The sequence below is a fragment of the Amycolatopsis sp. 3B14 genome (assembly GCF_050958625.1).
In the GTDB taxonomy this organism is placed as follows: domain Bacteria; phylum Actinomycetota; class Actinomycetes; order Mycobacteriales; family Pseudonocardiaceae; genus Amycolatopsis_E; species Amycolatopsis_E thermoflava.
The window spans coordinates 26,003-52,154 of the sequence record NZ_JBHZEN010000061.1; the positions used below are offsets into that span (position 1 = coordinate 26,003).

Genomic DNA, 26,152 nt, shown 5'->3' on the forward strand with positions numbered 1-26,152 from the left:
CGAGGGCATGAGACTCACAGCTGGAGGACGGAAGGCGTGGCTGGCGACGCACATCATCTCGGCCGGCGCGTGGATCGGGATCGACGTGGTGCTGGCGGTGCTGGTGTTCACCGCGATGCTGACGGACGATCCGGCGCTCGCCGCGGTGTGCTACCAGGCGCTGCGGCTGTTCGCGGTGTGGCCGCTGCTGGTTGCCGGACTGGTGTGCCTGGGCAGCGGCGTGATGCTCGGGCTGGGCAGCCGGTACGGGCTGGTGCGGTACTGGTGGGTGGCGATCAAGCTGGTGCTCAACCTCGCCATGGTGACGCTGGCGGTGGTGTCGCTGCGCCCCGGCGTCGGCGAAGCCGCGGCCTACGGCGAGTCGCTGCTGGCCGGACTGCCCGGGACGGCGCCGGACCTGGTGTTCCCGCCGATCGTGTCGCCGGCGTGCCTGCTGGCGGCGGTGCTGTTGTCGATCTACAAGCCCGGTGGGCGGATCCGGCGGTCCGGCCGGGAAGCGGCTGATCGAAAAGCCGCGAAACCGTCGGTCATCGGTGGTATGAAGGCGAAGTGACCGACGATGCCTTCGCCGACCTCGACACCTACGTCCGCCTTCCGCGGCTGTCGGGGCTGGTGCTCTCCCCGGACGGCCGCCGACTCGTCGTCGGCGTGGCGACGCCCGACCTGAAGAAGAACCGCTACACCACGGCGCTGTGGGAAATGGACCCCGCCGGCGAGCGCCCGGCGCGGCGGCTGACCCGCAGCGCCGAAGGCGAGTCCGGCGCCGCCTTCACCCCGTCCGGCGACCTGCTGTTCGTCTCGGCCCGGCCGGACTCCGCGGCCGAGGGCGAGGACGGTCCCAAGAGCGCCCTGTGGCTGCAGCCCGCGTCCGGCGGGGACGCCCGCGTGATCGCGGCGCCGGCAGGCGGTGTCCGCGGGGTCGCCGTGGCCGCCGAGGCCGGCACGGTGCTCGCCGGGGCGCCGATGATGCCCTCGGCCACGAGCGCCGAGCACGACGCCGAGCTCCGCAAGGCCCGCAAGGACGCCGGGGTGTCGGCGATCCTGCACGAGGAGTACCCCATCCGCTTCTGGGACCACGACCTCGGCCCCGACCGCACCCGGCTGGTCGTCGCGGACGGAGTGCCGGCGGGGGAGGAGCGGCTCGAGCTGCGTGACCTCACCGGGCACGCGGGGCGCGCGCTCACCGACGAGGCCGCGTGGGACGTCTCGCCGGACGGGCGCACCGTCGTCACCACCTGGACGGTTCCCGAAGCGGGCGGTTCGCAGCGGCCCACCGTCGTCGCGATCGACGTCGCCACCGGCGAGCGCCGAGTGCTGGCCGACGACGCGGACCACGAGTACGAGTCGCCGCGGATCTCGCCGGACGGCACGCAGGTCGCGGTCGCCGTCTACCGCCGCTCGACGCCGCACGAGCCGGGCGACTACTGGCTCGCGCTGGTCCCGCTCGACGGCGGCGAACTCCGGCCGCTGACCCGGAGCTGGGACCGGTGGCCGCACTCGGCGCGGTGGCTGCCCGACGGCTCGGCGCTCGTCGTCGGCGCCGACGACCAGGGCAGGGCGCCGCTGTGGAAGGTCGACGCGGCCACCGGCGAGGTCACCCGGCTGACCGCCGACGACGGCGCCTACAGCGAGCCGCGGATCTCGCCGGACGGACAGTGGGTCTACGCGCTGCGCTCCGCGGTCGACCACCCGCCTGCCCCGGTGCGGATCGCCCTCGACGGCGGCGCGATCGAGCCGCTGCCCGGGCCGGCCGAGGCCCTCGGCCTGGACGCCGAGATCCCCGGACGGCTCGACGAGGTCACCGCCACCGCCGAGGACGGCACGCCGCTGCGGGCGTGGCTCGCGCTCCCGCGGGACGCCGGCCCCGGCTCGCCGGCGCCGCTGCTGCTGTGGATCCACGGCGGCCCGCTCGGATCGTGGAACGCCTGGCAGTGGCGGTGGAACCCGTGGCTCGCCGTGGCACAGGGCTACGCCGTTCTGCTGCCCGACCCGGCGATCTCCACCGGCTACGGCTACGACTTCATCAAGCGCGGCTGGGGCGCGTGGGGCGCGGCGCCGTTCACCGACCTGATGGCGCTCACCGACGCCGCGGAGCAGCACGCGGGGGTCGACGAGACCCGTACGGCGGCGATGGGCGGATCGTTCGGCGGCTACATGGCCAACTGGGTAGCCGGGCACACCGACCGGTTCAAGGCGATCGTCACGCACGCCTCGCTGTGGGCGCTGGACCAGTTCGGGCCGACGACCGACGCGACCTACTACTGGCAGCGCGAGCTCACCCCGGAGATGGCGGAGGCGAACTCGCCGCACCGCTTCGCCGACGAGATCACCACGCCGATGCTCGTCATCCACGGCGACAAGGACTACCGCGTCCCGATCGGCGAGGGGCTGCGGCTGTGGTGGGACCTGGTGTCCCGCTCGGCCGCCGAGGACGGCTCGACACCGCACAAGTTCCTCTACTTCCCGGACGAGAACCACTGGATCCTGACCCCGCACCACGCGAAGCTCTGGTACGCCACGGTGTTCGCGTTCCTCGCGCAGCTCGTGCTGGGCAAGGACTGGGAGCGGCCGGACCTGCTGGGCTGACGGTTAGCCGCCGCCGGAGCGGGAAAGTCCTCCCTCGTCATCGTCACCGGCGAGGGAGGACCCGTGTTCCGACACACCAAGTTCCTGCAGTTCGAGGCGAAGCCGGAGCGTCCGGACCCGTACTACGCGCGCAAGCTGCAGGAGCTCATCGGTGGTGCCTACGGTGAGATGACGGTGACGATGCAGTACCTGTTCCAGGGCTGGAACTGCCGCATCGAGGGCAAGTACAAGGACCTGATCATGGACACCGCGACGGAGGAGATCGGTCACGTGGAAATGCTGGCCACCATGGTCGCCCGGCTGCTGGAGGGCGCGCCCGCCACCGCCACCGCCGAAGCCGCCCAGGACCCGGTGATGGCCGCGGTGCTGGGCGGAATGGACCCGCAGCAGGCGATCGTGTCCGGTGGTGGCGCGGTTCCGGCCGATTCGAACGGCACCCCGTGGAACGGCAAGTACATCGTGGCTTCGGGGAATTTGCTGGCCGATTTCCGGGCCAACGCCGCCGCGGAGGCGCAGGGCCGGTTGCAGACCGCCCGGTTGTACAACATGACCGACGATCCGGGCGTGAAGGAGATGTTGAAGTTCAACCTGGCCCGCGACACGGTGCACCAGAAGCAGTGGCTGCGCGCCATCGAAGAACTCCAGGCCGACGGCCTCGAATCGGACATCGCCCCCGGCGCCCTGCTCGACGAGGAGGACCAGACCCACAACAACACCATCTGGCACCTCTCCGACGGCCCCGACGGCAACAAAGGCACCTGGTCCAGCGGCGAAGACCGCATCGAATACCTGATGGACCCCAAACCCCTCGGCGGCCCCGGCAGCGCACCCAAGCCCGACCCCGAGCTCTACGCCACCTACGCCGCGAACGGGTCCGGCAACGGCTCGACGGCAGCGGAACCGGCGGAGCTCGCCGAGGGTGACGTGGAGACCTTCTACGCGGACGGGCGGTGGAAGAACCAGGTGGTCGGCAACAGCCGGGCGTCCAGCACGGGCGACACGAAGGCCGAGGTCCAGGCGGAGGGCCGCGAACTGGCCCGCAAGCGCGGCGTCGCGCACGTGGTGCGCCGCAAGGACGGCGAAATCGCGGAGCGGCATGAGTATGGCCGTTGACGCGCGGCTTGCTCTTGCGTGGCGGAATGGTGTGTTGCTTGGGTAGTGCTGATCCGCGGGCGAGGGTTGCGAAATTGGCGCGCGGGCGCGGGGTCACTCACGCGGTGCGGGTGACACGAAGGCCGAGGTCCAGGCGGAGGGCCGCGAACTGGCCCGCAAGCGCGGCGTCGCGCACGTGGTGCGCCGCAAGGACGGCGAAATCGCGGAGCGGCATGAGTATGGCCGTTGATGCGCGGCTTGCTCTTGCGTGGCGGAATGGTGTGTTGCTCCGGGAGCGCCGATCCGCGGGCGAGGGTTGCGAAATTGGCGCGCAGGCGCGGGGTCACTCACGCGGTGCGCCGCAAGGATGTCGAGATCGCGAAGCGGCGCGAATGTGGCCGCGGGGCGCGGCTTGCTTGCTTCTTTCGTGCGGTGAGGTGCGTTGCTTGGGTAGCGCCGCAGGCCGACGCCCGCGGGCGTCGGCCTGCGCGGTCTTCTGCGGCTGGCGCGGCTAAGCGTGATTTCGCAAACCGTGCAGCCACGGTCGAAGGTAATTCGCGTCAGGACCACTCGGACGAGTGGCAGGGACAGTGCGTTGCGGGCCTCGAATGGCTAGGTTTCTCGTCTCGTTCGAAGAATCATTTTCGATGAAGGGGAAACTCAGTGTCGCGCACACTTCGTGCTGGTGTCATCGGTCTCGCGGCCGCCTCCGCGGTTCTGTCCGGGGCGGGCGCCGCCTCCGCGGGCGGGGTCTCCGCACCGCAGCTCAAGGCCGTCGGCATGACGCTCAACGGCCTCGCGGGCAAGGCCGGCACCCCCGGCGTGCTCGAGCCCGTGACGGGCAAGCAGAGCGCCCTGTCCCCGCTCACGGGCGGCAACCCGCTGCGCCAGCTGACCGGAAAGCTGCCGATCGGCTGACCGGCAGGCCGGGCACGTCGCGGGAAACGCCGTGGCGCGCCCGGCCGCCTCCAGCGCCGCCGCCGGCCGGCACCCTCAGGGCCGCCGCTCCTGCGCCGCCGCCGGAACGGCCGGCGGCGCTGAGACGGACGGCCGGCAGCCCATGGGCAGCGGGCCCGCAGCGCATAAGCGGCGGCCCGGCAGCGCTGAGGCGGCGAGCCCGCGGGCGCAAAGGCAGCGAGCCCACGGCGCTGGTGGCGGCGCTGAGGCCCTCTGCGCCGCCTCTGCGCCGCCGGCCGTTCCCTCTGCGCGCCGCCTCTGCGCCGCCGGCCGTTCGACTCCGCGCGCTACCTCACCGACGTCGGCCGTCGGCTCCGCTGCCTCAGCGTCGCAGCGATTCGAGCAGCTTTCTCGCCACCAGGGCGAGCTTCGTGTTCGTCCGCTGGGACTCCTCGACCAGCCGGCCGAACGCCTCGTCCGCGCTGCACCCGTGGATCGCCATCAGCACGCCCTTCGCCTGGTCGATCTCGGCCCTCGAGGTCAGCGCCGTCTCCAGCTGGGCGATCTTGCGCTGCGTCGCCGCCCAGCGGCGGGCGTTGGTGAACGCCTCGCACGCGGCCGAGGTGAACAGGCGCATCACCTGCTCGTCGTAGTCGTCGAAGGCCTGCGCGGTGAAGCTGTACAGGTCCAGCCCACCAACGACCTCCTCCTCGCCGTCCACCTCGCCGGGCAGCAGCACCGGCACCGACAGGTACGTGCTGATGCCGGCCGCCTTCGCCGAGGCGGTGAACTCCGGCCACTCCTCCTCGTGCTCACCGACGATCGCGCGCACCGGGCGCCGCTGGGTCGCCGCCTCGACGCACGGGCCGCGGCGGGTCTTGTACTGGCACTCGTCGATGCCGACGATGCCCTCGTCGGTGGCCGCGAGGAGGTACAGGTGACCGTCCTCGGCGATCGCGGTGATCGTCGCGGAGTCGGCGTCCGGCAGGGTCGCCACGGCGCTCTCGGCGATGCCCCGCGCGACCTCCTCCAGCGGCTGGGTGGCCGCCTGACCCCGCAGGTCTTCCAGCGCGGCCGCGACGTGATCGAGGCGGACGAGCGGATCGGCGCGGCTCTCGGTCATGCGTCGCGAGTACCCGGGGCCGTGGAGGCGTAATCGGGCGCCTTCCGCAGCCAGATGTTCCCGCCCGGATTGCGCGCCATGTCCGGGACGGCCGCCGTCAGCAGCTCGCGGTGCCGCGCCCACAGGTACTGCTGGAACCAGCGGACCTCGAAGCGCGGGTTGTAGGTCAGGAACGCGCGCAGCAGATAGACCTCCTGCCAGGCGCGGCCCTCCGTCACCCACTCCAGCGGGTACTCGAACGGGAAGAACACGTCGTGCACGTGGATCCACACCCCGTCGGCGAGGCGGGGCAGCACCTCGAAGAAGAGGTGGTTGACGTCGGAGCCCGCCTTGACCACGTGGGTGGAGTCGATGAACAGCACGTCACCGGCCTCCAGGGCGAGGAACGTCTCCAGCGGCACGTCCTGCACCGGCTGCTCACGCACGGTCACCCGCTGTTCGTCGCCGGGGCGCAGCAGCGACCGCAGCAGCTCCGGGTGGGGTTCGACGAACGTCAGCTCGACCGCGCCGTCCAGCCAGTGCTCGACGGTGTCCAGCGTCATCGCCGACGAGTAGCCGGAGCCGATCTCGATCAGCCGCCGTGGGCGCAGGTGGCGCAGCATCCCGTGCAGGACCAGTGCGTCGGACCAGGAGTACTCCGGGTTGCCGAAGAAGTAGCGGTACTCCGGCGACCGGTCCGCCGGGAACGGGTGGTCCTTCAGCAGTTCGGTGAGGACGGGCAGCAACGCGAGCTGCTCGTCCTCGCGCAGGTCGAGGCCGACAGGGTCGGCGGCGGTGTCGAACAGCGCGCCGGCGCGGGCGAGGACCTGCGCGGGGTCCGGCTGCGGCGAGTAGAAGTGCCCCGGCGGCACCCACGTGCGGTAGGTGGCGGCGAGCTGGTCCCGTTCGGCCTCGGCCGCGGCGCACCGGGCGAGGAGGTCCTCGTGTGTCCGCCGCGAGACCGCGTATCGCCTGGCCAGGCTGCGCAACCGCGTACCGATCAAGGACATCGCCGCAGTTTAGACTTCCGCGGCGCCTACCCTGGTGGGGTGTTCGTGAAGATCTGCGGCCTGCGCACCGAGGCCGACGTCGACTGCGCGGTGACCGCCGGGGCCGACGCCGTCGGGTTCGTCCTGACGCCGAGCCCCCGGCAGGTGACCGTGGAGGAGGCCACCCGCCTGGTGGCCGCCGTGCCCCCGGAAGTCCTCAGCGTGGGGGTGTTCCTGGGGATGCCCGTCGCCGACGTCCGGGACATCGCCGTCAAGACCGGGCTGGGCGCCGTCCAGCTGCACGGCGACGGCTACACGGCCGGTGACTTCGCCGAACTCGCCGGCCTGGGGGTGCGGCTGGTGCGGGCCACCTCCACCGCTGGTGAGCGGGTCGAGGTCGGCGCGTTCGGCGAGGAGATGCTCATCCTCGACTCGCCTCGGGCCGGCTCGGGGGAGCAGTGGGGCTGGTCGGCGCTGCGCGGCCAGACCGGCCGGTGGCTGCTGGCGGGCGGGCTGCGGCCGGGAAACGTGGCGGAGGCGATCGGGACCGTGCGGCCGTGGGGCGTCGACGTCTCCAGCGGGGTGGAGTCCACCCGCGGCACCAAGGATCATGGGCTGATCCGGGAATTCCTCGCCGCCGTGCGTCCCTGATCGCGGGTCCCGTTCGTCGGTGTGGTGAGAACACGACCGGCGAGGAGGACTGCGATGCAGTACATGCTGTTGATCTGCGGGGGCCCGGAGGCCGCCGAGCACGCCGAGGACGGCTGCGGCGGCTGGAGCGAGGAGATGGCCGAGCGGGGTGTCCTGCGCGGCGGGGCCGGGCTGCGGCCGCCGCACGAGGCGACCACCGTGCGGGTGCGGTCGGACGAGGTGCTGCTGTCCGACGGCCCGTTCGCCGAGACGCGTGAGCAGGTCGGCGGGTTCTGCCTCATCGAGTGCGCCGACCTGGACGAGGCGGTCGAGATCGCGTCGAAGCACCCGGCGGCCACCTACGGGTCGATCGAGGTCCGCCCGATCTGGCAGCCATGACCGACGTCCACACCGCCCTCGTCCGCGCGTTCCGCGACGAGTGGGGGCAGGTGGTCGCGACCCTGATCCGGCTCACCGGCGACTGGGACCTCGCCGAGGAGTGCGCGCAGGACGCGTTCACCCAAGCAGTCGGGGCGTGGGCCCGGGACGGCGTGCCGCGCCGCCCCGGGGCCTGGCTCACCACCACCGCCCGCAACCGCGCTCTGGACCGGCTGCGCCGGGACGCGGTGGGGGCGGCCAAGCTGCGGGAGGTCGCGGCGATGCCCGAACCCGAACCGTTCGAAGACGACAGCGGCGTGCCCGACGACCGGCTGCGCCTGATGTTCACCTGCTGCCACCCCGCGCTGTCGCTGGACGCGCAGGTGGCGCTGACCCTGCGGACCCTCGCGGGGCTGACGCCCGCCGAGATCGCGCGGGCGCTGCTGGTCGCCGAGCCCGCGTTGCGGAAACGGCTGGTGCGGGCGAAGCAGAAGATCCGCCACGCCGGCATCCCGTACCGGGTGCCGCCCGCGCACCTGCTGCCCGAGCGGACGCCTGCCGTGCTGGCGGTGCTGTACCTGCTGTTCAACGAGGGTTACTCGGCGACGGCGGGTGCGGACCTGCTGCGCCGTGAACTGTCCGCGGAGGCGATCCGGCTGGCGCGCGTGCTGCACGAGCTGATGCCGGACGAGCCGGAGGCCACCGGGCTGCTCGCGCTCCTGCTGCTGCAGGACTCGCGGCGGGATGCGCGGGTGGACGAGCGCGGGGACCTGGTGCTGCTGGCGGACCAGGACCGCGACCGGTGGGACCACGCCCAGATCGCCGAAGGCGTGGCGCTGCTGGAGGGCGCCCTGCGGCGCGGGGCGCCCGGCCCGTACCAGGTGCAGGCGGCGATCGCGGCGTGCCACGGGAAGGCGGCGCGGGCGGCGGACACGGACTGGCCGCAGATCGCCGCGCTGTACGGCAGGCTGGCGGCGATGACCCGGTCGCCGGTGGTGGAGCTGAACCGCGCGGTGGCGGTGGGGATGGCGGAGGGGCCGGCCGAGGGGTTGCGCGTGCTGTCCGATGTGGACCTGCCGGGATACCACCTGTTGCCCGCCACCCGCGCGGAGTTCCTCCGCCGACTGGGCCGGCGCGCCGAGGCGGCGGCGGAGTACCGGGAGGCGCTGCGGCTCGTCACGACGGATGCCGAGCGCCGCTTCCTGACGCGGCGCCTGGCGGAGGTGGGGTAGTAGGAGGGGTGGCTGGTGGCTGCTGGCACCCCTGACGGGTGGAGGTGCGGCGGCTCGGTTGGGGTGGCGATGGCCTTGCGCAGGTGGCGGCTCGTGCTGCTCGGGGAGGCGGCCGGTGCGGTGCGCGATTGGGCAGTGGTGGCGTGGCGGCGGGCGGCTGTGCCCGGTGGTGGGCGGAGGTGCGGCGTGGCTGCGCGCCGTGGCCTCCCAGGGAGCGGCCCGGGGAGTGCGAGGCGGCCGGTGCGCCCCCGGAAGGCACCGGCCGCCTCGGGTCAGCTGCTGACCCGCACCCGTCGCGCGGGGGACGGTGCGCCGCCGGCCGCGGAGGTGTACAGCCATGCGAACAGGACCCACATGCCGCCGAACACCAGGCCCACCACCACGTATGCCACGGTCCACAGCACCAGCGGCGTGTCCGTCTTGCGTTCGCGCTGCAGGAACTCGATCTCCGACATGAAGGGGCGCGGCCCGGACGTCGCGGAGATCTCCCCGGCGTTCGCGGCCGGGTCGGCGGGCGCGTAGATCGGCGCGATCGCCATCACCCGCGAGCCGTAGTGCACACGGATGCCGGTCTTCCACTGCCCGAACACCGGCAGCGGCTGCGTCGTGCGGTACGTGCCCTCCGCCGTGCGCTCCAGCGGCGCGCTGTAGAAGTCCCCGCCCTGCCACGAGAAACCGTTGAGCCACACCGGATCGGACACCAGGTCCGCCCGGTTGATCGTCACCGTCGCGGTCACCCACCGCGGCTGCCCGCCGCCGTGCGGGTTCGAGATCGGCAGGCTCTCACCCGTGTCGGTGAGCTGAATGTTCGCCACCAGACCCGCGGGCGGGTCGGCGGGCGGGATCACCGCCGCCGACAAGCCGACCGCCAGCAGCGCGCCGACGAGCCCGCCCAGGTGCCGCGTCCGGAACCGCACCGCGGGATCGCCCGACGGCGCCGGGTCCGACGGGCGCCGCGCGGCCACCGCCTCGACCCGCTGGTACTGCCACACCCCGATCAGCGCGCCCGCCACCGACGCCGCCGCGCCCCACAGCACGAAGCTGTCCATGTGGGACAGTGGCCACGGGTCCGGCATCAGCCACTGCGAGAACGCCCACTCGCCGAATATGCCGAACACCCCGCTGGCCAGCCCGGCCACCACGGCGAACGCGTACCCCTGCCGCCCGCGCAGCAGGACCGCCACCACCTCGATCACCACAGCCTCGGCGGCGTAGGGCAGCAGCAGGGCCACGTGCAGGTCGTTGACCAGCGGCAACACCGCGAACACCGCCCTGGTCACCAGCACCACGGCCACCACGAGCAGCGCCCCGCCCGGCCCGCCGGCCAGGCGCCCGTAGACCAGTGTCCAGCTGCCGATCAGCCCGACCAGCACCACCTGGGCGAGCATCGGGAACTGCGGCACCCCGAGGTCGAACTCCATCAGGAACGCCGACGCCCCCATCAGCCAGGCGCCCGCGAGCAGCGGCCCGAGCAGCCGCACCACCGGCCCGCTCGCGCCGACCTGCCGCGCCTCGCCGAGCAGCAGCTGCAGGCCGATCACCACGCCGACGCCGCCGCCGATCATCAGCACGTGCGTCGGCCCCCACTCGGTGACGTCCTGGCCGAACAAGCGGTGCCACACGTCGTCCAGCGGGAACCCGGCGATGCCGACCAGACCGGTCGCCATCATCTGGATGCTGCCCATCGGCGCGCGCCAGTGCGGTCCGATCGGGAACGTGCGCACCGGCAGCTTCCCCTTCGCCAGCGCGGCGCTGAGCACCCCGCTGGCGAAGATGCCCATCAGTCCGAAGTAGATCGGGTAGTGCGACGGGTTGGCCAGCGGCCCCTCGTCGCGGCCGAGTTCCATGTGGATCGGCACGTCCCAGTACACGCCGATCAACGCGGCCATCCCGGACAGGAACGCCACGAACATCGGCAGCGCCGCCCACCGCGGCAGCCCGCTCAGCCCGGCCGACCAGTCCGCCAGCCTGCCGACCACCGTGGTGCGGCCGGCGCGCTCCCGGATGACGAACACGGCCAGCGGCAGGAAGATCACGAAGAACATCAGGCCCGCGATGACGATCTGGCCGAGCGCGGCCCCGCCCGCGGGCGGGCTGGACTCCTGGGCGACGAGCACGGTGGACCTTCCTCGATGAAGCCGGGCATGCGTGCTACCCGAAGTAACTGTTACCGTTGGTCACATACTTTACGGGTTCCCGGACGCGACGGGCAAGCCGGGCGGAGGAAGGACGGGGAATGCGCAGGTTCGTCGTGGCGGTGCTGGCGACGCTGCTGGTGACCACGGGGTGCGGGAGCACGGCGCCGCAGCAGCAGCCGGGCGCCGCGCCGGAGGTGGCGGTGTTCACCGTGACCGGCGGCAAGCGGACGTCCGGGCCGGACCGGGTCGAGGTCGCGGCGGGCCGGACCGTGACCATCCAGGTCACCACCGACGCCCCGGACGAGCTGCACGTGCACGGCTACGACCGCACGGCCGACGTGATGGCCGGGCAGCCCGCCTCGGTCACCTTCACCGCGGACATCCCCGGGGTGTTCGAGGTCGAACTGCACCACAGCGGGGCCGCGCTGACCGAGCTCCGGGTGACGGCGTGATCCTCGCCCACGGTCTCGGCGGGCGCTCCGACCTGCCGGTCCCGCTGTGGCTCGCGCTCTACGCCGGCGCGGCCGCGGTTCTGGTGTCGTTCTTCGCGCTCACCGCGCTGTGGAAGCGGCCGAAGCTGCGTGGCGCGGAAGCCGGGCGCGCGTGGCCACGGGCGCTGGAGCGGATCGCCGACGCCCGCGTCACGCGGATCGCGCTGCGCCTGCTCGGGCTGGCGCTGTTCGCGGTGTTCCTGGTGTTCGCCTGGACCGGCGCGGACGACTCGGCGAAGAACCCGGCGGGCGCCTGGTTCTACGTGTGGTTCTGGGTCGGTCTCGTGCCGCTTTCCGTGCTGTGCGGCCCGGTCTGGCGGCTGGTCAATCCACTGCGGACACTCGCCGCGATCTTCCCCGGCCGCCTGCCGCTGCCGCGCTGGGGGTTCTGCCCGGCCGTCGCGGGCCTGGTCGCGTTCCTGTGGCTGGAACTGGTGTACCCGCACTCCGACTCGCCGCGCGCGGTCGCGGTGTTCGTCACCGCCTACGCGGTCGTGCACGTCGGGGCGGGTGCGGTGTTCGGGGCGCGCTGGTTCGACCGCGGCGACGGGTTCGAGGTCTACTCGGCGCTGATCGCCGCGCTGTCGCCGTGGGGCCGCCGCGCGGATGGCCGCCTGGTGCTGCGGAATCCGCTGGACGGCCTGCGCACGCTCGAACGCGACCGCGGCCTGACCCCGTTCGTGCTCGTCGTGCTGGGCTCCACGGCGTTCGACGGGCTCACCCGGCTGCCGGTCTGGGGCGACCTGACCCGCGACGGCAACCGCGTCCTCCTCGGCACCGCGGGGCTGGCGGCGGCGATCGGGCTCACCGCGCTGGCCTACGCCGGCGCGATCCGCCTGACCCGGCCGTACCTGCGGCGCTCGGTCACCGGCCCCTACGACGCCTTCGCGCCGTCGCTGGTGCCGATCATGGTCGGGTACACCGTCGCGCACTACTTCTCGTTCGCCGTGTTCGAGGGGCAGCGCGGGTTCGGCGGCGGCGTGGACTACACAGTGGTCTCCCCGGCGGCGATCGCGTTCACGCAGATCGCCGGGATCGTGGCCGGGCACGTGCTGGCGGTGACTTCGGCGCACGACCGCGCGCTGGGCGTGCTGCGGGACGGTTATGCGAAGGTGGGGCAGTACCCGATGCTCGCCGTGATGGTCTGCTACACGGCGGTGGGCATCGCACTGGTCTCGGGAGCGTGAATGCGTGAGCGGATGATCCTGGCCCACCAGGGCGGGTGGGACGAGACGCTGATCATCGTCGGGCCGATCGCGATCATCGTGGTGCTCATCGTGGTCGCCCGCCGCCAGGCCCCTCCACCGGAGGAGCCCGACGAGGACGACGCACCGTCAGCGGAGCAGGCGGGCGATGAGGCCGGTGACGACGAGCCAGAAGACCGCCGCCAGACCGTAGTTGACCAGCACGTTGAGCTGCCCGTTCGCGATGGGGAAGAGCCCCGGGAAGAACAGCGCCAGCGGCTGGGCGATCGAATCGATGAAACGGTAGAAGGCGTTCGCCGTGTTGGCGCCGGCCAGGACCAGGACGATGTAGATCGCCTCGACGAGCGCGAACAGCGCCCCGATCCCGGTGACCACTCGCACGGCGGTGCCGCGTCCACGGTAGATTCCCGTTCTGGCCATGCGAAGGAGTAACCCCCTTCGTGAATTTCAAACCCGATCGGGTGATACGGGTCAGCGTTTCTCGTTCGGGATGATGATCCACAGCACCAGGTAGACCAGGAACTGCGGGCCCGGGAGCAGGAAGGACAGCACGAACAGCAGGCGCATCGTGCGGGGCTTCCACCCGAGGCGGTAGGCCAGGCCCGCGCACACCCCGGCGATCACGCGGTTGTGCCGGGACCTCGTCAGTGTCGTCGTTGTCGTCGTCATGTCACCACGATGCCCGCGCCCGCGGCTGCGCGCATCGGTGGAAACCCCCGAATCGTCCCTGGGGTCAGCCCCAGTGCGCCGTGCGGGCGAAGTCCGCGAAGTCACGCGGCGGACGGCCCAGCACGCGCCGCACCCCGTCGGTCACGGACTCGTTCCGGCCGTCCAGCACCTCGGCCAGCAGTTCGCTCAACGGCCCCGCGAACTCCGGCTCCACGCCGGCCGCGACGAGGCCGGCCGCGAACTCGGCGGCGCTCACCGGCACGTACCGCACCCGACGGCCGAGCGCGGCCGAGATCTCCGCCGCGGCCTCGGCGAAGGTGAGCAGCCGCGGCCCGGTGATCTCGTGCACCAGCCCCGCGTGCCCGTCCTCGGTGAGCGCCTTCGTCGCCACGTCCGCGATGTCGTCGGCGTCGATGAACGGCTCCGACACCTCGCCCGCCGGGAACGCGAACTCGCCGGCCACCACCGACTCGGCGAGGAAGTCCTCGTTGAAGTTCTGCGCGAAGAAGCTCGCCCGCACCACCGTCCACTCCGGACCGGCGTCCTGGATCGCCTCCTCGCTGCGCCGCGCGCCTTCCTCGCCGCGGCCGGTCAGCAGCACCAGCCGCCGCACGCCCTGCTCGCCGGCTTGGCGGGCCAGTGCGCCGATCTTCGGCGCCGCGTCGGGGAAACCGGCGTCCGGCGCGTACGTCACGTATGCCGTCGTAACGTCCTTCAGCGCCGGTTCCCACGTGCCCGGCTCGTCCCAGTCGAACCCGGTGGACCGCGCCGCGATCCGCACCTGCTCGCCGCGCGCCCGCAACCGGTCCGCGACCCGTCGTCCCGTCTTGCCCGTTCCGCCGATCACCAGGAAATTCGTCATGCCACCAAGGAAACCGGCCGGCAGACGGGCGGACCATGCTGAGCGCGCTCGTCCGCATGCGCGTTCGTCTACGCTGGGCCCGTGGACGAGCTGGCAGGCCTCCTGGACGGGCCCCGCGCCCGCGGCGCCTTCCTCCTCCGCGCCCAGCTGGCGCCGCCGTGGTCGATGCGGATCCAGGACGAGGCGCCGCTGACGCTCGTCGCCGTCCTGCGCGGCAGCGCGTGGGTGTGCTTCGACGACGGCACCACCCGCAAGCTCACCGCCGGTGACGTGGCGGTGCTGCGCGGCCCCGACCCCTACACCTTCTGCGACCACCCGGACACCACGCCGCAGGTCGTCGTCGGGCCCGAGCAGGTCTGCACCACGCCGGGCGGGCAGGAGGTCGTGATGACCGGCCTCGGCCTGCGCACCTGGGGCAACGACCCGCACGGCCCGACCACGCTGCTCGTCGGCACCTACCAGCTCAGCGGCGAGGTCAGCCGCCGCCTGCTCGGCGCGCTGCCCGTCCTGGTCGTCGTGGCCGTGCCGGACTCACCGGTGATGACCCTGCTCGGCGCCGAGATCTCCCGCGACGAGCCGGGCCAGGAGGCCGTCCTCGACCGGCTGCTCGACCTGCTGCTCATCGACGTGCTGCGGAAATGGTTCGCCGGCCCCGAATCGGGCCCGTGGTACCGCGCCTACGCCGATCCGGTCGTCGGCCGGGCGCTGCGCCTGCTGCAGCACCGCCCGGAACACCCGTGGACCGTCGCCACGCTCGCCGCCGCCACTGGCGTGTCCCGCGCCGCGCTGGCCCGCCGGTTCACCGAACTGGTCGGTGAGCCGCCGATGGCCTACCTCACCGGCTGGCGGCTCGCGCTCGCCGCGGACCTGTTGCGCGACCCGGACACCACGCTCGCGGCCGTCGCCCGCCGCGTCGGCTACTCGAGTCCGTTCGCGCTCAGCGCCGCCTTCAAACGAGCTCACGGGGTGAGCCCGCAGCGGCACCGGCGGGGAGCGGCTGCTCGTCCGGGGTGATGTCCTCCCCGGCGGGCTCCGGCGGCGCCTGCGCCATCAGCACGGCGCAGACCGGCACCGCGAGCGCGATCGCGGCCAGCACGAACACGGGGAACAGGAACGAGAACACCTCGGCGCCGGACGGGTCGGGCGCGCTGACGTCGACCTGCACCCGCACCGCCGCCATGCCGGTGTAGTGCATGCCGGTGACCGCCGCGCCCATGACGAGACCGGCGAGCAGCCGCCACTGCAGCTTGTCCAGCGCGGCGGTGAACCACAGCGCCGCCGTCGCCGCGACCACCGCGATCACGATCGACAGCGCGACCAGGCCGCCCTGGTAGCCGATCGTGCCCTTGATCTGCACCGCCCACATGCCGGTGTAGTGCATGAGGTTCACCGCGAGCCCGGTGATCAGCCCGGCCGCCAGCAGCCGCCACCACCGGAACCGCTCGCGCACGCCGAACACCAGCAGCCCGGCGAACACCGACAGGACGGCCAGCACCGCGGACAGGATCGTGCGCGGGATGTCGTAGCGCACCGGCAACCCGGGCGTGGCGAACCCGAGCATCGCGATGAAGTGCATGACCCAGATGCCGACGCCGCCGATCGACACGGCAGCCAGCGCCAGCCACGCGAGACGCGCCCGCTGGCTGATCGCGGTGCGGGCCTGCAGCGTGCAGGCCAGGCCGAGCGCGCAGCCCGCCACCGAAGTGAGGTAGGCGAGCACCATCACCCAGGTGCCCATTTCGAAGTGGTGGACGTGATCCATTGCAGACTCCTCGTTCAACGGCGCAGGCGCGCCCGCATCCGGCCGATGGCGTGCTCGCTCGTCGTGATCAGCGTCTGCTTCGTCGACTCCATCGATCGGGCGTCGCAGCTGACGATCGGGACCTCGGGCGCGACGGAAAGCGCTTCCCGCACGTCGTCGGCCGAGTGCCGCCGCGCGCCGGGGAACTGGTTGAGCGCCACCACGAACGGCAGGCGGCGGGTCTCGAAGAAGTCGATCGCGGGGAAGCATTCCGCCAGGCGCCGCGTGTCCACCAGCACCACCGCGCCGATCGCGCCGCGCACCAGGTCGTCCCACATGAACCAGAACCGGTGCTGGCCCGGCGTGCCGAACAGGTACAGCACCAGGTCCTGCGCGAGCGTGATGCGGCCGAAGTCCATGGCCACCGTCGTCGCCGCCTTGCCGGGGATCGCGCCGACCTCGTCGACGCCGACCGACGCTTCGGTCATCGCGGCTTCCGTCCGCAGCGGGATGATCTCCGAGATCGACCCGACGAACGTCGTCTTGCCGACGCCGAACCCGCCCGCCACCACGATCTTGGCCGAGGTGATGCGGTTCCGCGTCTCAGAGCGTGCGTAGTCCACTCAGGACCCTTTCCAGGAGGTCGTGGCGTTCGTCCCAGGTGGCGTTGTCGCCGAGGGTGTCCCGCACGGTCACCAGCCCGGCGCCGAGCAGGTCGCTGACGATCACCTTCGCCACACCGAGCGGGATGTTCAGGTGCGCCGCGATCTCGGCGACCGAACGGGGCCGCAGGCACAGCTGCGTCACCACCGACGGCGCGCTCGCGCGGTTGTAGGGCAGGGTCTGACCTTCGGTCGTGGTCTGCACCAGCGCTTCGATGGCCAGCTCGACCGCGGGCTGTGTGCGGCCCTCGGTCCAGGCGTACGGGCGAGCCAGGGACGGCGAGCGGGAGTTCGGCCTGCGGTCCCCGAAGCTGTCGGGCTCACTCACGGCCTTGCCCGGTACGCGACCTGGCGCGCCGGCGTCTCGACCATGCGGCCGACGCGGTCGACCAGGAGCGTCATCTCGTACCCGACCAGCCCGATGTCGCAACCCGGGCTCGCGAGCACGACGAGGTTCGACCCGTCCCCGACGCTCATCAGCAGCAGGAACCCGTCCTCCATCTCGATCACCGACTGCACGACGCGGCCGGCGGTGAACAACTCCGCCGTGCCCACGGCGAGGCTCGCGAGACCGGACGCGATCGCCGAGAGCTGGTCGGCCCGGTCCTTGGGCAGGCTCTCGTTCGCCGCCACCAGCAGGCCGTCCGCGGACACCAGCGCGGCGTGCGCGACCCCGGCCACCTCCTGGGTGAACGCCGACACCAGCCAGCCCGGGCCGTGCTCTTCGGTCATCGTGGTTCCGCCTTCCCCTGTGGCGCCTGCCCGTTCCCGTTCCCCGTGCGGGCCCGGGCGGCGCGCATTCCGTTGTAGTGCCTGGCCAGGTTGTTCCGGACCGCGTTCGGGTCGCGGAAACCGGCCGGATCGGGTGCCGCGGCCTGCCGCGGCATGGCCGCGCCCGGCGCGAGCTGCGCGCCGGGACGGCGCGTCGGCAGCCCGGCGCTGGTGACCTGCACGGCGACCGGCTGCTCGGTCGCGATCTCCGCGGCGCGCCAGCTTTCGTCGGCCGGGCTGCTGAAGTCCGGTCCCGGCTGCGCGGTGAACCACCCGGACACCACCCCGTCGAAGATCGGGGTGCGCACGGGCGTGGCGGCCGGGCGGGCCTGCGCGGGCACCGGCTCGCGGCGCACGGGCGCCGGGTCGGGCGCGGCGAGGCCGTCGGCGAGGACCAGTGCGCCCGGGACGTGCACGCTGGCCGTGATGCCGCCGTGCTTCGCGCCCGGGTGCGTCGGCCGCAGGCGCACCGTGACCCCGAGCGGCGCGGCCAGCCTCCCCACCACGAACAGGCCCATCCGCCGGGTGGTCTCCGGGCTGACCGTGTCACCCGAGGCCAGCCGCTGGTTGGCCGCGGCCAGGTCGTCCGGCTGCATGCCCAGCCCGCTGTCGACCACCTCGACGAGCAGTCCGCCGTCGGCGCCGCGGTCGGCGGCGAGCAGCACCTTGTGCTCCGGCGGGGAGAACCGGATCGCGTTCTCCAGCAGCTCGGCGAGGATGTGCACGACGTCGCTGGCGGCGTGCGAGCGCAGCGCGCCGTTGGGGGCATTGACGATGGTGACCCGCCGGTAGTCCTTCACCTCGGAGGTCGCGGCGCGCAGCAGCTCGGCGGTGGAGACCGGGCCGTGGTCCCGCCGGGCCGGGCTGCCGCCCGCGAGGACCTGGAGGTTCTCGCCGTTGCGGCGCAGCCGGGTCGCCATGTGGTCCAGGCGGAACAGCTCCTCCAGGCGCTGTGGGTTGCGCTCGTCGGCTTCGAGGTCCTCGATCAGGGTGAGCTGCTGCTCGACCAGCGACTGGTTGCGGCGGGCCAGCGTCATGAACATCTCGCTGACCTGGCGGCGCAGCTCGGCCTGGTCGGCGGCCAGTCGCACGGCCTGCCGGTGCATGTCGCCGAAGGCCTGCGCCAGCTGCCCGATCTCCTCGTCGCCGTCCACCGGGACCGGCTCGATCGACTCCCAGGACACCGATTCGCCCGCCCGGACCTTCTCGATCGTCTCCGGCAGCTCGCGGCGCGCCGCGGTCAGCGCGGCCGCGTGCAGGCGGCGCACCGGCGTCACCAGCGAGCGCGCGACGAGCAACGCGATGGCCAGCGCCCCCAGCAGGGCGCCCAGCACGAGCGCGGTGTCGCGCAGGGCGCTGGAGCGGGCCTCGTTGGTGCGCTCGCCGACGGTGGTCGCCAGATCGCGCACCTGTCCCGCCAGCAGGTCGGACAGTGCCGCCGATTCGGTCGACAGCGCGGTGAGCAGGCCGGGCAGCCTGCTCCCGTTGCCGGTCGTGAGCGCGTCCAGCAGGACGGCCTGGCGGTTGCTGTTGCTGCCCGTGATGGACCGGAACCGCCCGAGCACGTCCTGCGGCAGGCCGCGCTCGACCTGGCTCGCCAGCACGCCTTCCTCGGCGGCCGCGCGGGCGGCAGCGGCCAGCAGCGTGTCGTTGACCGGGCCGGTGCCCGACGCGCGGATCAGCGCCTCCTCGACCGCGCGGGTGGTGCGCAGCTGCATCAGCGCGCCCGCGGTCGCCGCCGTGGTGTCCATCGCGGAGCTGCCCGCCGCGGCGATGGACTCCGGCAGGATCCGGCTCAGGTCCACGGCGATGTCGTGGTAGCCGACGGTCATCGCCACCGTCGCCGAACCCGTCGCGGCGCCGGCCATCCGCAGTCCGGCCAGCCGCCCGAGCGCGGTGTCCAGCGTGCGCGCGGTGTCCGTGGGCAGCTGCGCGAACTCGGCCTGCTTCTGCACCGCGGCGGTCTTCGCGTCGACGGTGGAGATCTGCCTGCCCAGTTCGCTGCTGGCGGGCGAGGCGACCGCGAGCACCATCTCGTCCTCGACGAGCGCGGTGAGGTCCAGGGTCGCCTGCAGTGCGGGCAGCTGGTCGCGCACCGCGCTGAGCTTGCTCGCCTCGGCGAGCTCGGCCCGCACCCGCGCCCCGGCCAGCGCCAGCGCGACCACCACCGGCAGCAACAGCACGACCGAGATTTTCGTGCGCAGGCTCCAGCCGCGCGGATGCCATGCCCCAGGGCCGGAGCCCGCTGTATCCATTTCTTCCTTGCCCGCCCGATTCGTGTCCATGCCCCGTTCCGCGCGGGATCGCGGCGAAAGCGGAACGCGGTGATTAGCTTCCCCAGGTGATCGGTGTCAGGAGAAAACCGCAGCCGGGCGACCTTGTCAACCCTGCGCGTCGCACCTGGTGAACGACGTTCGGCCAAATGTCGCAATGGCCCTCTGTCGTGATCGGCGAGCTGTTTCCGGGCGGTCACCGAGAGTCCTCCGGTTAATGGCGGGTGAATGGGCGCCGCCGTGGGTAAAACGACCCGCGCTGCCGGGTGAAAACCTAATTGCGGTATTGGTCGGTGAAACATTTTCCGGTGACGTCGAATCCACATGCGACCGCCGTTTCCGCACCGTCTAGGCTGCACCGGTGACGACGAGACCGGTGGCCGCCCGACCGTGACGCGCCTGCTCCTGCTCCTCACCGTCGTCCTGGCCGCCTGCTCGGCGCCCGCGCCCGCCCCGCCGGACGTCGTGTCCCTCGCCGCCGGGCAGGTCCGCGGCACGGTGGGCGGCGGCCACCGGCTGTTCCAAGGCATCCCGTACGCCACCGCGGCGCGCTGGCAGCCACCCGCGCCCGCTCCCGTGTGGACCGGCGTGCGGGACGCCACCGCGCCGGGCCCGCGGTGCCCCCAGCCGGGTGAGGCGGGCAGCGAGGACTGCCTGTTCCTGAACGTCACCACGCCGGAGGCCGTCGCCGGGCCGCTCCCGGTGCTGGTCTGGATCCACGGCGGCGCGTTCGTCGGGGGCAACGGCGACTCCTACGACGCGCGGGACCTGGCCGCGCGCGGACTGGTGGTCGTCACCGTCAACTACCGGCTCGGCGCGCTCGGCTGGCTCGCGCACCCGGCGCTCGGGCACGACGGCGGCACCGGCAACTTCGGCCTGCTCGACCAGCAGGCGGCGCTGCGGTGGGTGCGGGACAACATCGCCGCGTTCGGCGGCGACCCGGCGCGGGTCACCCTCGCCGGCGAGTCCGCCGGGGCGATGTCGGTGTGCGACCACCTGGTCTCGCCGGGCTCGGCCGGACTGTTCCACGCCGCGATCGTCCAAAGCGGACCGTGCCAGGCGCACGCCCCGGCCACGGTGGCGGAAACGGCGAGCACGGCGTACGCGGCGGGACTCGGCTGCGCTGATCCGGCCACCGCCGCCGCGTGCCTGCGTGCCCTGCCGCCGTCCCGGCTGCTCACCCCGCCGCGCTACTACGACCTCGCCGGTGTCCCGGTCGCGGGCCCGGTGACCGGCGGCGGCGCGCTGCCCGTCAACCCGGTCGACGCGATGCGCGACGGCGACGCGGCCAGGGTGCCGGTGCTCGTCGGCGTGACGCGGGACGAGTTCACCCTGTTCCTGGCCCAGCAGTACGCGGCGACCGGGAAGACGGTCACCGCCGACGGCTATCCGGCGGCGCTGGCGCGCGCGTTCGGGGCGGACGCCGCGGCCGTGGCCGCCGAGTACCCGCTCGCGGCCCACGGCGGCTCGGCCCCGCGCGCGCTGGCGGCGGCGCTCACCGACGCCGCGTTCGCGTGCCCGGCGCGGGACATGGCGGGCGCGTTGTCCCGCACCGGCCCGGTCTACGCCTACGAGTTCGGCGACTCGCGCGCCCCGGTCCCGGACACCCTGTCGCGCACGCCGTTCCCGCTCGGCGCCGCGCACAGCCTGGAGCTGTCCTACCTGTTCGGCGGCGGCGCGTCGTTCGACGACGGTCAGCGGCGGTTGTCGGCGCGGATGGTCGCCGACTGGGCGTCGTTCGTGCGCACCGGCGCGCCCGGTGCGGACTGGCCGCGCTACGACCCAGCGCACGAGCAGGTGCGCGCGCTCGCGCCGGACGGCCCTCGCACGATCGGTGACTTCGCCGCGGCGCACCACTGCGGGTTCTGGCGGGACCGCTAGATTCTGTTTCCTAAGCGGCGGAGCCGCTTGCGGTGGGCCGTCACCTGGCGCCGCCGCGGGTTCTGAGGTGGTTCCTGGCGAGGACAGCGCCGACGTGGTGACCTGGCGGTCATGAGGAGGCGATCCCACAGCCAGGGGCCGCCTCAGGTTCCGCCACCCGCACCGCCACGCAGGCCACTTCCGGACCATGCCCTAGGTTCGCCGTCATGCGGTTCGGGGTTTTTGTCCTCGCCGGACGGTTTCCGGGGCAGGACGACGGGGAGGCGCTCGCGCGGTCGCTGGACGTGGTCGAGCGCGCGGAGGCGGCTGGGTTCGACGACGCGTGGATCGCCGAGCACCACTTCATGTCCTACGGGGTGTGCCCGTCGGCGGTGACGTTCGCCGCGCACGCCCTGGGCCGGACGCGGCGGATCACGGTCGGGACGGCGGTGAGCGTGCTGTCCAGTGCACACCCCGTCGCGCTGGCCGAGCAGGCCGCGATGCTGGACCGGGTGTCCGGCGGGCGGTTCCGGCTCGGTGTCGGTCGCGGCGGGCCGTGGGTGGACCTCGAAGTCTTCGGCACCGGGCCGGACCGGTACGAGCGGGGGTTCGCCGAGGGGCTGGACCTGCTGGTGCAAGCGCTTTCCTCGGCCGCGGTGGGCGCCGCGGGCGAGTTCTTCGCGTTCCGCGAGGTGCCGGTGGTGCCGCGGCCGGTGTCGCTGCCGCCGGTGACCGTGGCGTGCACGTCGCGGGAGACGGTGGAGCTGGCGGCCGCGCGCGGGCTGCCGATGCTGCTGGGGATGCACATCGGCGACGACGAGAAGGCCGCGATGGTGGCGCACTACGGGAAGGCGGCGGCCGCGTCCGGACAGGACCCGTCGGCTCCGCACGTGTCCGCGGTGCTGGCGCAGGTGGGCGACTCGCGCGCGGCCGCGGAGGCCGAGCTGCGCGCGTCGATGCCGGGCTGGCTGCGCGAGGGGCTGGCCGGGTACGTGCCGGTGGACGGCCGCCCGTACCGCCCGCGCGACGCGGCGGAATACACGGACCTGCTGTGCCGGCTGCACCCGGTCGGCAGCCCCCGCGCGTGCGCCGACCGGCTGGCCGCGGCGGCGGAGCGGACGGGCATCGCGCACACGATCCTGTTCGTCGAGGGCGCCGGCGCGCGGGAGCGGGTGCTGGCGAACGTGACGCGGCTCGGCGCGGAGGTGCTGCCGCTGCTCCGCTGAGCCCGCCGGCAACGGAAAACGGGCCCGTTCCCCGATGGACAGGGGAGCGGGCCCGTTTCCGTCAGCGGATCAGGACTCCTTGGGGGACAGGGTGACGTCGATCGTGTTGCCGGGGCCGGTCGCCAGTGGGCTGATCAGCCCGGTCAGCGGACCGCAGTTCTCCAGCGGGGCGATCTCGTAGGTGCCGCTGAGGTCACCGCCCGCCAGCGGGTCGAACCCGGGGCCGGAGGTGAGGTTGATCTCCGACGGCTCCGAGCTCTGGCACTTCGGCGACTTGCTGATCGGGAAGCCGAAGACCTTCACGCTGGGCAGCTTGATGGTGGTGTGGCTGGTGGAGTTCAGCACACCGCCCGCCAGCGTCCCGGTCGTCTTGCCCGCCTGCTCGAAGGCCACCTTCGCGGTGATCGGGATGAAGTGGAACAGCGTGGCCTTCAGCTTCGACGGCTCCAGCGACAGGTCGGCCGTGAAGTTCCCGGACGCCAGGTCGAGGTTCGCGTCGATCCCGCCGGACAGCGGCACCGTGGCGTTGAGCTTCTTGACCACCGAATCGCCTTCGAGGGCGTAGCTGTAGTCGATCCCGGTCGGCGGGTTGCTGGTGGTGGTCGTCGGCTCGGTCGTGCTGGGCTCGCTGGTCGTGGGCTCGGTCGTGGTCGGTTCGGTGGTCGTGGGCTCGGTCGTGGTGGGCTCCGTCGTCGTCGGTTCCGTGGTGGTCGGCTCCGTCGTCGTCGGCTCGGTGGTCGTGGGCTCGGTGGTGGTCGGTTCGGTCGTCGTGCCGCCGTTGATCGTGATGTTGGCGAGCGTGTTGTTCTGACCGGCCACCTGGGTGCACTGCGAGTCGAAGACGCCCAGCCCGGTGTCGGTGCCGTCGGCGCGCTTCGGGTGCAGGGTCAGCAGGATGTCGCCGACGGTGATCGTCGCCTGCCCGGCCTGGGTGAAGGTCAGGGACGGCGCGTCACCGGTGGCCACCGTGTCGAACGAGCCCGACGCGGGCACCGGGGTGACCGGGATCGTCGCCGGCACGGTCACCGGGATGGTGGCCTCCGGCGCCGTCACGGTCGAGCTCGCCTTGGCCGAGCCCTCGACCGTGGCCGCCCCGACGAGGGTCAGGCCCTGCGTCGCGGTCGGCGGGACGGTCGCCACGGCGGTGACCGTGAAGGCCGGGGTCGGCTCGCCCACGTTCACGGTCGTCGGAATGTCCGCGCTGATCACGATCTGCAGGGTCTGGGTACCGATCAGCGGGAACGGGCAGCTGTAGTTCAGGGTCAGCGAGACCGGATCGGCCGCACTGGTCCCGGCGCCGGCCAGCACGGCCGTGAGCGCCGCACCGGTCGCGACGGTCGCCGACGCGGCCGCCGCGACCATCCTTCTCATTCTGGTTCTAGTTCGCACACCTATCCTCCGGTGTATCGGCAGTGATACGAAAACCACGCGACAGCAAGGGAAACTGCCGGCGAGGTCATCGGAATTGGTTGCTACCGATGGGTAAGCTAGTTTCGCGGCGTCGGCATTGGCAATATGTGCGCCGATAAAGTCGTTGCGGGCCAAGGAAGTTGTCACCGGCCGATGGGACGGCGCCGGTCCGACCCGCACGGCACGGACAATGTTCGGCGGCCGTCGGCGGAAGCACTCACCGGGGTGACAAGAATCGGCTCACCGGCTCGCGCTGGGGTGTCAAGAACGTGTGGCCGGCCTTGACCGGGAGGGGGGCCAGGCTTACTTTCCGCGGATGCCCGACTGCGTCACGTTCGACCTGTTCTCCGACCAGCCGCGGGCCGCGCTGTGGCCGCTGCTCGGCTCGCCGGAACTGTACCCCCGGTTCTTCCGGGGCGTCGGGTCGGTCGAGCGGACGGGCACGACCGGACGCCACCCGCGCTACCGGATCCGGCTGACGCTGAGCGGGCGGCCGGTCGAGCACGACATGCGGGTGCTGCTGAGCCGCCGCGAGGAACAGCTGGTGCTGGAAACGGTGCCGGACACCGGCGGTTGCCTGTCGGTACGCCTGTTCGACGATCCCCACGGCACCCGGCTCAAGGTCATCTACTTCCGCCCCGGCGTGCCCAGCCCCGGCCGCGCGCCCGGACCGGCCGACGTGCGGTCCTGGGCGCAGGACGGTCTCGAACGGATCCACCGCCACCTGCGGGGCACCGCGGAAGCGTGGCCGCCGGACCGCCCACCGTCGACCCGGCAGGTCGCCAACACGCTGATCGCGGCGGGAATCCTGACGCCGGCCCGGCCCGACCGCATGGTCCGGCAGCTGCGTGCGCTGGCCCGGTGGGGCGCCACCCTCGCCGGCGGCTACACCGCGGCCGCCGCCCGCTCACCCCGCGGTGTCGCGGTGATCGACGAGGACGGCGCCCGCACCACGTTCGCCGCGCTCAGCACCGACGCCAACCGGCTCGCCGCCGCACTGCGGGCGGTCGGCGTCGGCCCGCACGGCACCGTGGCGATCATGGCGCGCAACCACAGCGCGATGGTGAAGACGCTGCTGGCGTGCGGGCGGCTCGGCGCGAGCACCGTGCTGCTCAACACCGGCCTCGCCCGGCCGCAGGTCGCCCACGCGGTGGACCGGCACGACGTGCGCGTGCTGGTGGCCGACGGCGAGTTCGCGCCGCTGGTCGCCGGGCTGCCGCTCACCGCGGTCCTGCTCACCGGAGCCGACGACGGCCCGCCGGGCCAGCCGACGCTGACCGAGGTCATCGCCGACACCCCGGACGCCGAGTTCGCCCCGCCGGAGCGGCCCGCGCCGATCGTCGTCCTCACCTCGGGTACCACCGGCACGCCGAAGGGCGCGCGGCGCCCCACTCCGAAGGGCCTCGGCGCCGCGGTGGCGCTGCTGTCGCGGATCCCGTTGCGGGCGGGGGAGCGGATCCTGATGGCCGCGCCGCTGTTCCACAGCTGGGGCCTGTCCGCGCTGCAGGTCGGCATGCCGCTGCGCGCGACGCTGGTGATGCAGCGCCGGTTCGACCCGGAGGCGTGCCTGCGGGCGATCCAGGAACACCGGTGCACCGCGGTGTTCGCCGTTCCGGTGATGCTGCAACGCATCATGGCGCTGCCCGAGGAGGTCCGGGCGCGGTACGACACCAGCAGCCTCCGGATCGTGGCCAGCAGCGGGTCGGCCCTGCCCGCCTCGCTCGTCACCGCGTTCCAGGACGCCTTCGGCGACGTGCTCTACAACTTCTACGGCTCGACCGAGGTGTCCGCCGCCTCCGTCGCGACACCGGCCGACCTGCGCGCCGCCCCCGCCACCGCCGGGCACCCGCCGTTCGGCACGCGACTGGCGGGGCTGGGGCCCGCGGGGGGAACCGGGGCCCCCCGGCCCGGCGGGGGCCACTTTCCTGGGGAAGGACC

The 26,152-nt window shown here is 73.0% G+C and carries 26 protein-coding genes and 1 pseudogene; 15 read left to right on the forward strand and 12 right to left on the reverse strand.

Annotated features, from left to right (window positions below):
* Positions 1–7 precede the first annotated feature (7 nt).
* The 6 genes and pseudogenes from ACCP09_RS31285 (at position 8) to ACCP09_RS31310 (ending at position 4,596) form a co-directional block, all read left to right on the forward strand.
* Positions 8–553: a hypothetical protein gene (locus tag ACCP09_RS31285; RefSeq protein WP_123685766.1), complete on the forward strand. Its 546-nt coding sequence runs from the start codon at positions 8–10 to the stop codon at positions 551–553.
* The gene (locus ACCP09_RS31290; protein WP_433752299.1) at positions 550–2,586 is read left to right on the forward strand and encodes an alpha/beta fold hydrolase; all 2,037 of its coding nucleotides are present in this window, start codon (positions 550–552) and stop codon (positions 2,584–2,586) included. Before ACCP09_RS31285 ends, ACCP09_RS31290 begins: the two co-directional genes overlap by 4 nt.
* Positions 2,587–2,649: 63 nt before the next feature.
* Positions 2,650–3,474 (forward strand): annotated as a pseudogene (locus tag ACCP09_RS31295) (manganese catalase family protein); the annotation flags it as partial.
* A gap of 36 nt (positions 3,475–3,510) precedes the next feature.
* Complete coding sequence (locus tag ACCP09_RS31300) at positions 3,511–3,699, forward strand: DUF2188 domain-containing protein (RefSeq protein ID WP_027935379.1); 189 nt, start codon at positions 3,511–3,513, stop codon at positions 3,697–3,699.
* A 73-nt stretch (positions 3,700–3,772) separates the two neighbouring features.
* Complete coding sequence (locus ACCP09_RS31305; protein WP_378336086.1) at positions 3,773–3,928, forward strand: DUF2188 domain-containing protein; 156 nt, start codon at positions 3,773–3,775, stop codon at positions 3,926–3,928.
* A gap of 413 nt (positions 3,929–4,341) precedes the next feature.
* Positions 4,342–4,596 (forward strand): hypothetical protein, encoded by a 255-nt coding sequence (locus tag ACCP09_RS31310; protein ID WP_378336084.1) that lies wholly within the window; start codon positions 4,342–4,344, stop codon positions 4,594–4,596.
* Between the two features lie 361 nt (positions 4,597–4,957).
* Here ACCP09_RS31310 and ACCP09_RS31315 read toward each other — a convergent pair whose 3' ends face one another.
* Positions 4,958–5,698 carry an ANTAR domain-containing response regulator gene (locus tag ACCP09_RS31315; RefSeq protein ID WP_433752301.1) on the reverse strand — a complete coding sequence of 247 codons (741 nt, stop codon included), beginning with the start codon at positions 5,696–5,698 and terminating at the stop codon, positions 4,958–4,960.
* Positions 5,695–6,687, reverse strand: coding sequence for a class I SAM-dependent methyltransferase (locus ACCP09_RS31320; protein WP_433752303.1), 993 nt, complete (start codon positions 6,685–6,687; stop codon positions 5,695–5,697). The genes ACCP09_RS31315 and ACCP09_RS31320 overlap by 4 nt, the downstream gene beginning before the upstream one ends.
* Before the next feature lie 39 nt (positions 6,688–6,726).
* Between ACCP09_RS31320 and ACCP09_RS31325 the strand changes: the two genes are divergently transcribed.
* The 3 genes from ACCP09_RS31325 to ACCP09_RS31335 are packed head-to-tail and all read left to right on the forward strand — an operon-like array spanning position 6,727 to position 8,906.
* A complete protein-coding gene (locus ACCP09_RS31325; RefSeq protein ID WP_123685772.1) occupies positions 6,727–7,317 on the forward strand; it encodes a phosphoribosylanthranilate isomerase in 591 nt (196 codons plus the stop codon).
* Between the two features lie 54 nt (positions 7,318–7,371).
* Positions 7,372–7,695 carry a YciI family protein gene (locus tag ACCP09_RS31330; RefSeq protein ID WP_017983299.1) on the forward strand — a complete coding sequence of 108 codons (324 nt, stop codon included), beginning with the start codon at positions 7,372–7,374 and terminating at the stop codon, positions 7,693–7,695.
* Positions 7,692–8,906 (forward strand): RNA polymerase sigma factor, encoded by a 1,215-nt coding sequence (locus ACCP09_RS31335; RefSeq protein ID WP_027935383.1) that lies wholly within the window; start codon positions 7,692–7,694, stop codon positions 8,904–8,906. Before ACCP09_RS31330 ends, ACCP09_RS31335 begins: the two co-directional genes overlap by 4 nt.
* Positions 8,907–9,178: 272 nt before the next feature.
* Here ACCP09_RS31335 and ACCP09_RS31340 read toward each other — a convergent pair whose 3' ends face one another.
* Entirely contained in the window at positions 9,179–11,023 is a 1,845-nt protein-coding gene (locus ACCP09_RS31340) for a hypothetical protein (protein WP_433752306.1), read from the reverse strand.
* 119 nt (positions 11,024–11,142) lie between these two features.
* On the opposite strand from ACCP09_RS31340, the gene ACCP09_RS31345 reads away from it, so the two are divergent.
* Both ACCP09_RS31345 and ACCP09_RS31350 read left to right on the forward strand, forming a co-directional pair.
* Positions 11,143–11,496, forward strand: coding sequence for a hypothetical protein (locus tag ACCP09_RS31345; protein ID WP_433752308.1), 354 nt, complete (start codon positions 11,143–11,145; stop codon positions 11,494–11,496).
* The gene (locus ACCP09_RS31350; protein ID WP_433752310.1) at positions 11,493–12,722 is read left to right on the forward strand and encodes a hypothetical protein; all 1,230 of its coding nucleotides are present in this window, start codon (positions 11,493–11,495) and stop codon (positions 12,720–12,722) included. Before ACCP09_RS31345 ends, ACCP09_RS31350 begins: the two co-directional genes overlap by 4 nt.
* Before the next feature lie 147 nt (positions 12,723–12,869).
* Here the strand turns inward: ACCP09_RS31350 and ACCP09_RS31355 are convergent, their stop codons facing one another.
* From ACCP09_RS31355 to ACCP09_RS31365, 3 genes are all read right to left on the reverse strand, one after another.
* Positions 12,870–13,160, reverse strand: a complete 291-nt coding sequence (locus tag ACCP09_RS31355; protein WP_193354413.1) for a hypothetical protein — start codon at positions 13,158–13,160, stop codon at positions 12,870–12,872.
* A 51-nt stretch (positions 13,161–13,211) separates the two neighbouring features.
* A complete protein-coding gene (locus ACCP09_RS31360) occupies positions 13,212–13,409 on the reverse strand; it encodes a PspC domain-containing protein (protein WP_433752312.1) in 198 nt (65 codons plus the stop codon).
* 64 nt (positions 13,410–13,473) lie between these two features.
* The gene (locus ACCP09_RS31365; protein ID WP_123685777.1) at positions 13,474–14,271 is read right to left on the reverse strand and encodes an NmrA family transcriptional regulator; all 798 of its coding nucleotides are present in this window, start codon (positions 14,269–14,271) and stop codon (positions 13,474–13,476) included.
* A gap of 81 nt (positions 14,272–14,352) precedes the next feature.
* Between ACCP09_RS31365 and ACCP09_RS31370 the strand changes: the two genes are divergently transcribed.
* A complete protein-coding gene (locus tag ACCP09_RS31370) occupies positions 14,353–15,285 on the forward strand; it encodes an AraC family transcriptional regulator (protein WP_027935390.1) in 933 nt (310 codons plus the stop codon).
* Here ACCP09_RS31370 and ACCP09_RS31375 read toward each other — a convergent pair.
* The 5 genes from ACCP09_RS31375 to ACCP09_RS31395 are packed head-to-tail and all read right to left on the reverse strand — an operon-like array spanning position 15,221 to position 19,628.
* Positions 15,221–16,033, reverse strand: coding sequence for an MHYT domain-containing protein (locus tag ACCP09_RS31375; RefSeq protein WP_433752315.1), 813 nt, complete (start codon positions 16,031–16,033; stop codon positions 15,221–15,223). The genes ACCP09_RS31370 and ACCP09_RS31375 overlap by 65 nt on opposite strands.
* Before the next feature lie 14 nt (positions 16,034–16,047).
* Entirely contained in the window at positions 16,048–16,635 is a 588-nt protein-coding gene (locus ACCP09_RS31380) for a GTP-binding protein (RefSeq protein ID WP_400984899.1), read from the reverse strand.
* A complete protein-coding gene (locus ACCP09_RS31385) occupies positions 16,616–17,002 on the reverse strand; it encodes a DUF742 domain-containing protein (RefSeq protein WP_017983290.1) in 387 nt (128 codons plus the stop codon). The genes ACCP09_RS31380 and ACCP09_RS31385 overlap by 20 nt, the downstream gene beginning before the upstream one ends.
* Complete coding sequence (locus ACCP09_RS31390; RefSeq protein WP_017983289.1) at positions 16,999–17,406, reverse strand: roadblock/LC7 domain-containing protein; 408 nt, start codon at positions 17,404–17,406, stop codon at positions 16,999–17,001. Before ACCP09_RS31390 ends, ACCP09_RS31385 begins: the two co-directional genes overlap by 4 nt.
* Positions 17,403–19,628: a HAMP domain-containing sensor histidine kinase gene (locus ACCP09_RS31395; protein WP_433752318.1), complete on the reverse strand. Its 2,226-nt coding sequence runs from the start codon at positions 19,626–19,628 to the stop codon at positions 17,403–17,405. The genes ACCP09_RS31390 and ACCP09_RS31395 overlap by 4 nt, the downstream gene beginning before the upstream one ends.
* A 480-nt stretch (positions 19,629–20,108) precedes the next feature.
* On the opposite strand from ACCP09_RS31395, the gene ACCP09_RS31400 reads away from it, so the two are divergent.
* Together ACCP09_RS31400 and ACCP09_RS31405 are read left to right on the forward strand one after the other, a co-directional pair.
* Positions 20,109–21,599: a carboxylesterase/lipase family protein gene (locus tag ACCP09_RS31400; protein WP_433752320.1), complete on the forward strand. Its 1,491-nt coding sequence runs from the start codon at positions 20,109–20,111 to the stop codon at positions 21,597–21,599.
* A gap of 206 nt (positions 21,600–21,805) precedes the next feature.
* Complete coding sequence (locus ACCP09_RS31405; RefSeq protein WP_433752322.1) at positions 21,806–22,804, forward strand: LLM class flavin-dependent oxidoreductase; 999 nt, start codon at positions 21,806–21,808, stop codon at positions 22,802–22,804.
* A 69-nt stretch (positions 22,805–22,873) separates the two neighbouring features.
* On the opposite strand, the gene ACCP09_RS31410 is transcribed toward ACCP09_RS31405, so the two are convergent.
* A complete protein-coding gene (locus ACCP09_RS31410; protein ID WP_433752324.1) occupies positions 22,874–24,166 on the reverse strand; it encodes a DUF6801 domain-containing protein in 1,293 nt (430 codons plus the stop codon).
* Positions 24,167–24,530: 364 nt separating this feature from the next.
* On the opposite strand from ACCP09_RS31410, the gene ACCP09_RS31415 reads away from it, so the two are divergent.
* Positions 24,531–26,152: AMP-binding protein (locus tag ACCP09_RS31415; protein WP_433752326.1), on the forward strand; the 1,622-nt coding region annotated here is incomplete at its 3' end.

Excerpts from the sequence above, each read along its gene's own strand:
- ACCP09_RS31285 (WP_123685766.1), top strand. The coding sequence starts at position 8 with ATGAGACTCACAGCTGGAGGACGGAAGGCGTGGCTGGCGACGCACATC.
- ACCP09_RS31315 (WP_433752301.1), bottom strand. The coding sequence starts at position 5,698 with ATGACCGAGAGCCGCGCCGATCCGCTCGTCCGCCTCGATCACGTCGCG.
- ACCP09_RS31320 (WP_433752303.1), bottom strand. The coding sequence starts at position 6,687 with ATGTCCTTGATCGGTACGCGGTTGCGCAGCCTGGCCAGGCGATACGCG.
- ACCP09_RS31330 (WP_017983299.1), top strand. The coding sequence starts at position 7,372 with ATGCAGTACATGCTGTTGATCTGCGGGGGCCCGGAGGCCGCCGAGCAC.
- ACCP09_RS31335 (WP_027935383.1), top strand. The coding sequence starts at position 7,692 with ATGACCGACGTCCACACCGCCCTCGTCCGCGCGTTCCGCGACGAGTGG.
- ACCP09_RS31345 (WP_433752308.1), top strand. The coding sequence starts at position 11,143 with ATGCGCAGGTTCGTCGTGGCGGTGCTGGCGACGCTGCTGGTGACCACG.
- ACCP09_RS31355 (WP_193354413.1), bottom strand. The coding sequence starts at position 13,160 with ATGGCCAGAACGGGAATCTACCGTGGACGCGGCACCGCCGTGCGAGTG.
- ACCP09_RS31360 (WP_433752312.1), bottom strand. The coding sequence starts at position 13,409 with ATGACGACGACAACGACGACACTGACGAGGTCCCGGCACAACCGCGTG.
- ACCP09_RS31365 (WP_123685777.1), bottom strand. The coding sequence starts at position 14,271 with ATGACGAATTTCCTGGTGATCGGCGGAACGGGCAAGACGGGACGACGG.
- ACCP09_RS31375 (WP_433752315.1), bottom strand. The coding sequence starts at position 16,033 with ATGGATCACGTCCACCACTTCGAAATGGGCACCTGGGTGATGGTGCTC.
- ACCP09_RS31390 (WP_017983289.1), bottom strand. The coding sequence starts at position 17,406 with ATGACCGAAGAGCACGGCCCGGGCTGGCTGGTGTCGGCGTTCACCCAG.
- ACCP09_RS31405 (WP_433752322.1), top strand. The coding sequence starts at position 21,806 with ATGCGGTTCGGGGTTTTTGTCCTCGCCGGACGGTTTCCGGGGCAGGAC.
- ACCP09_RS31410 (WP_433752324.1), bottom strand. The coding sequence starts at position 24,166 with ATGGTCGCGGCGGCCGCGTCGGCGACCGTCGCGACCGGTGCGGCGCTC.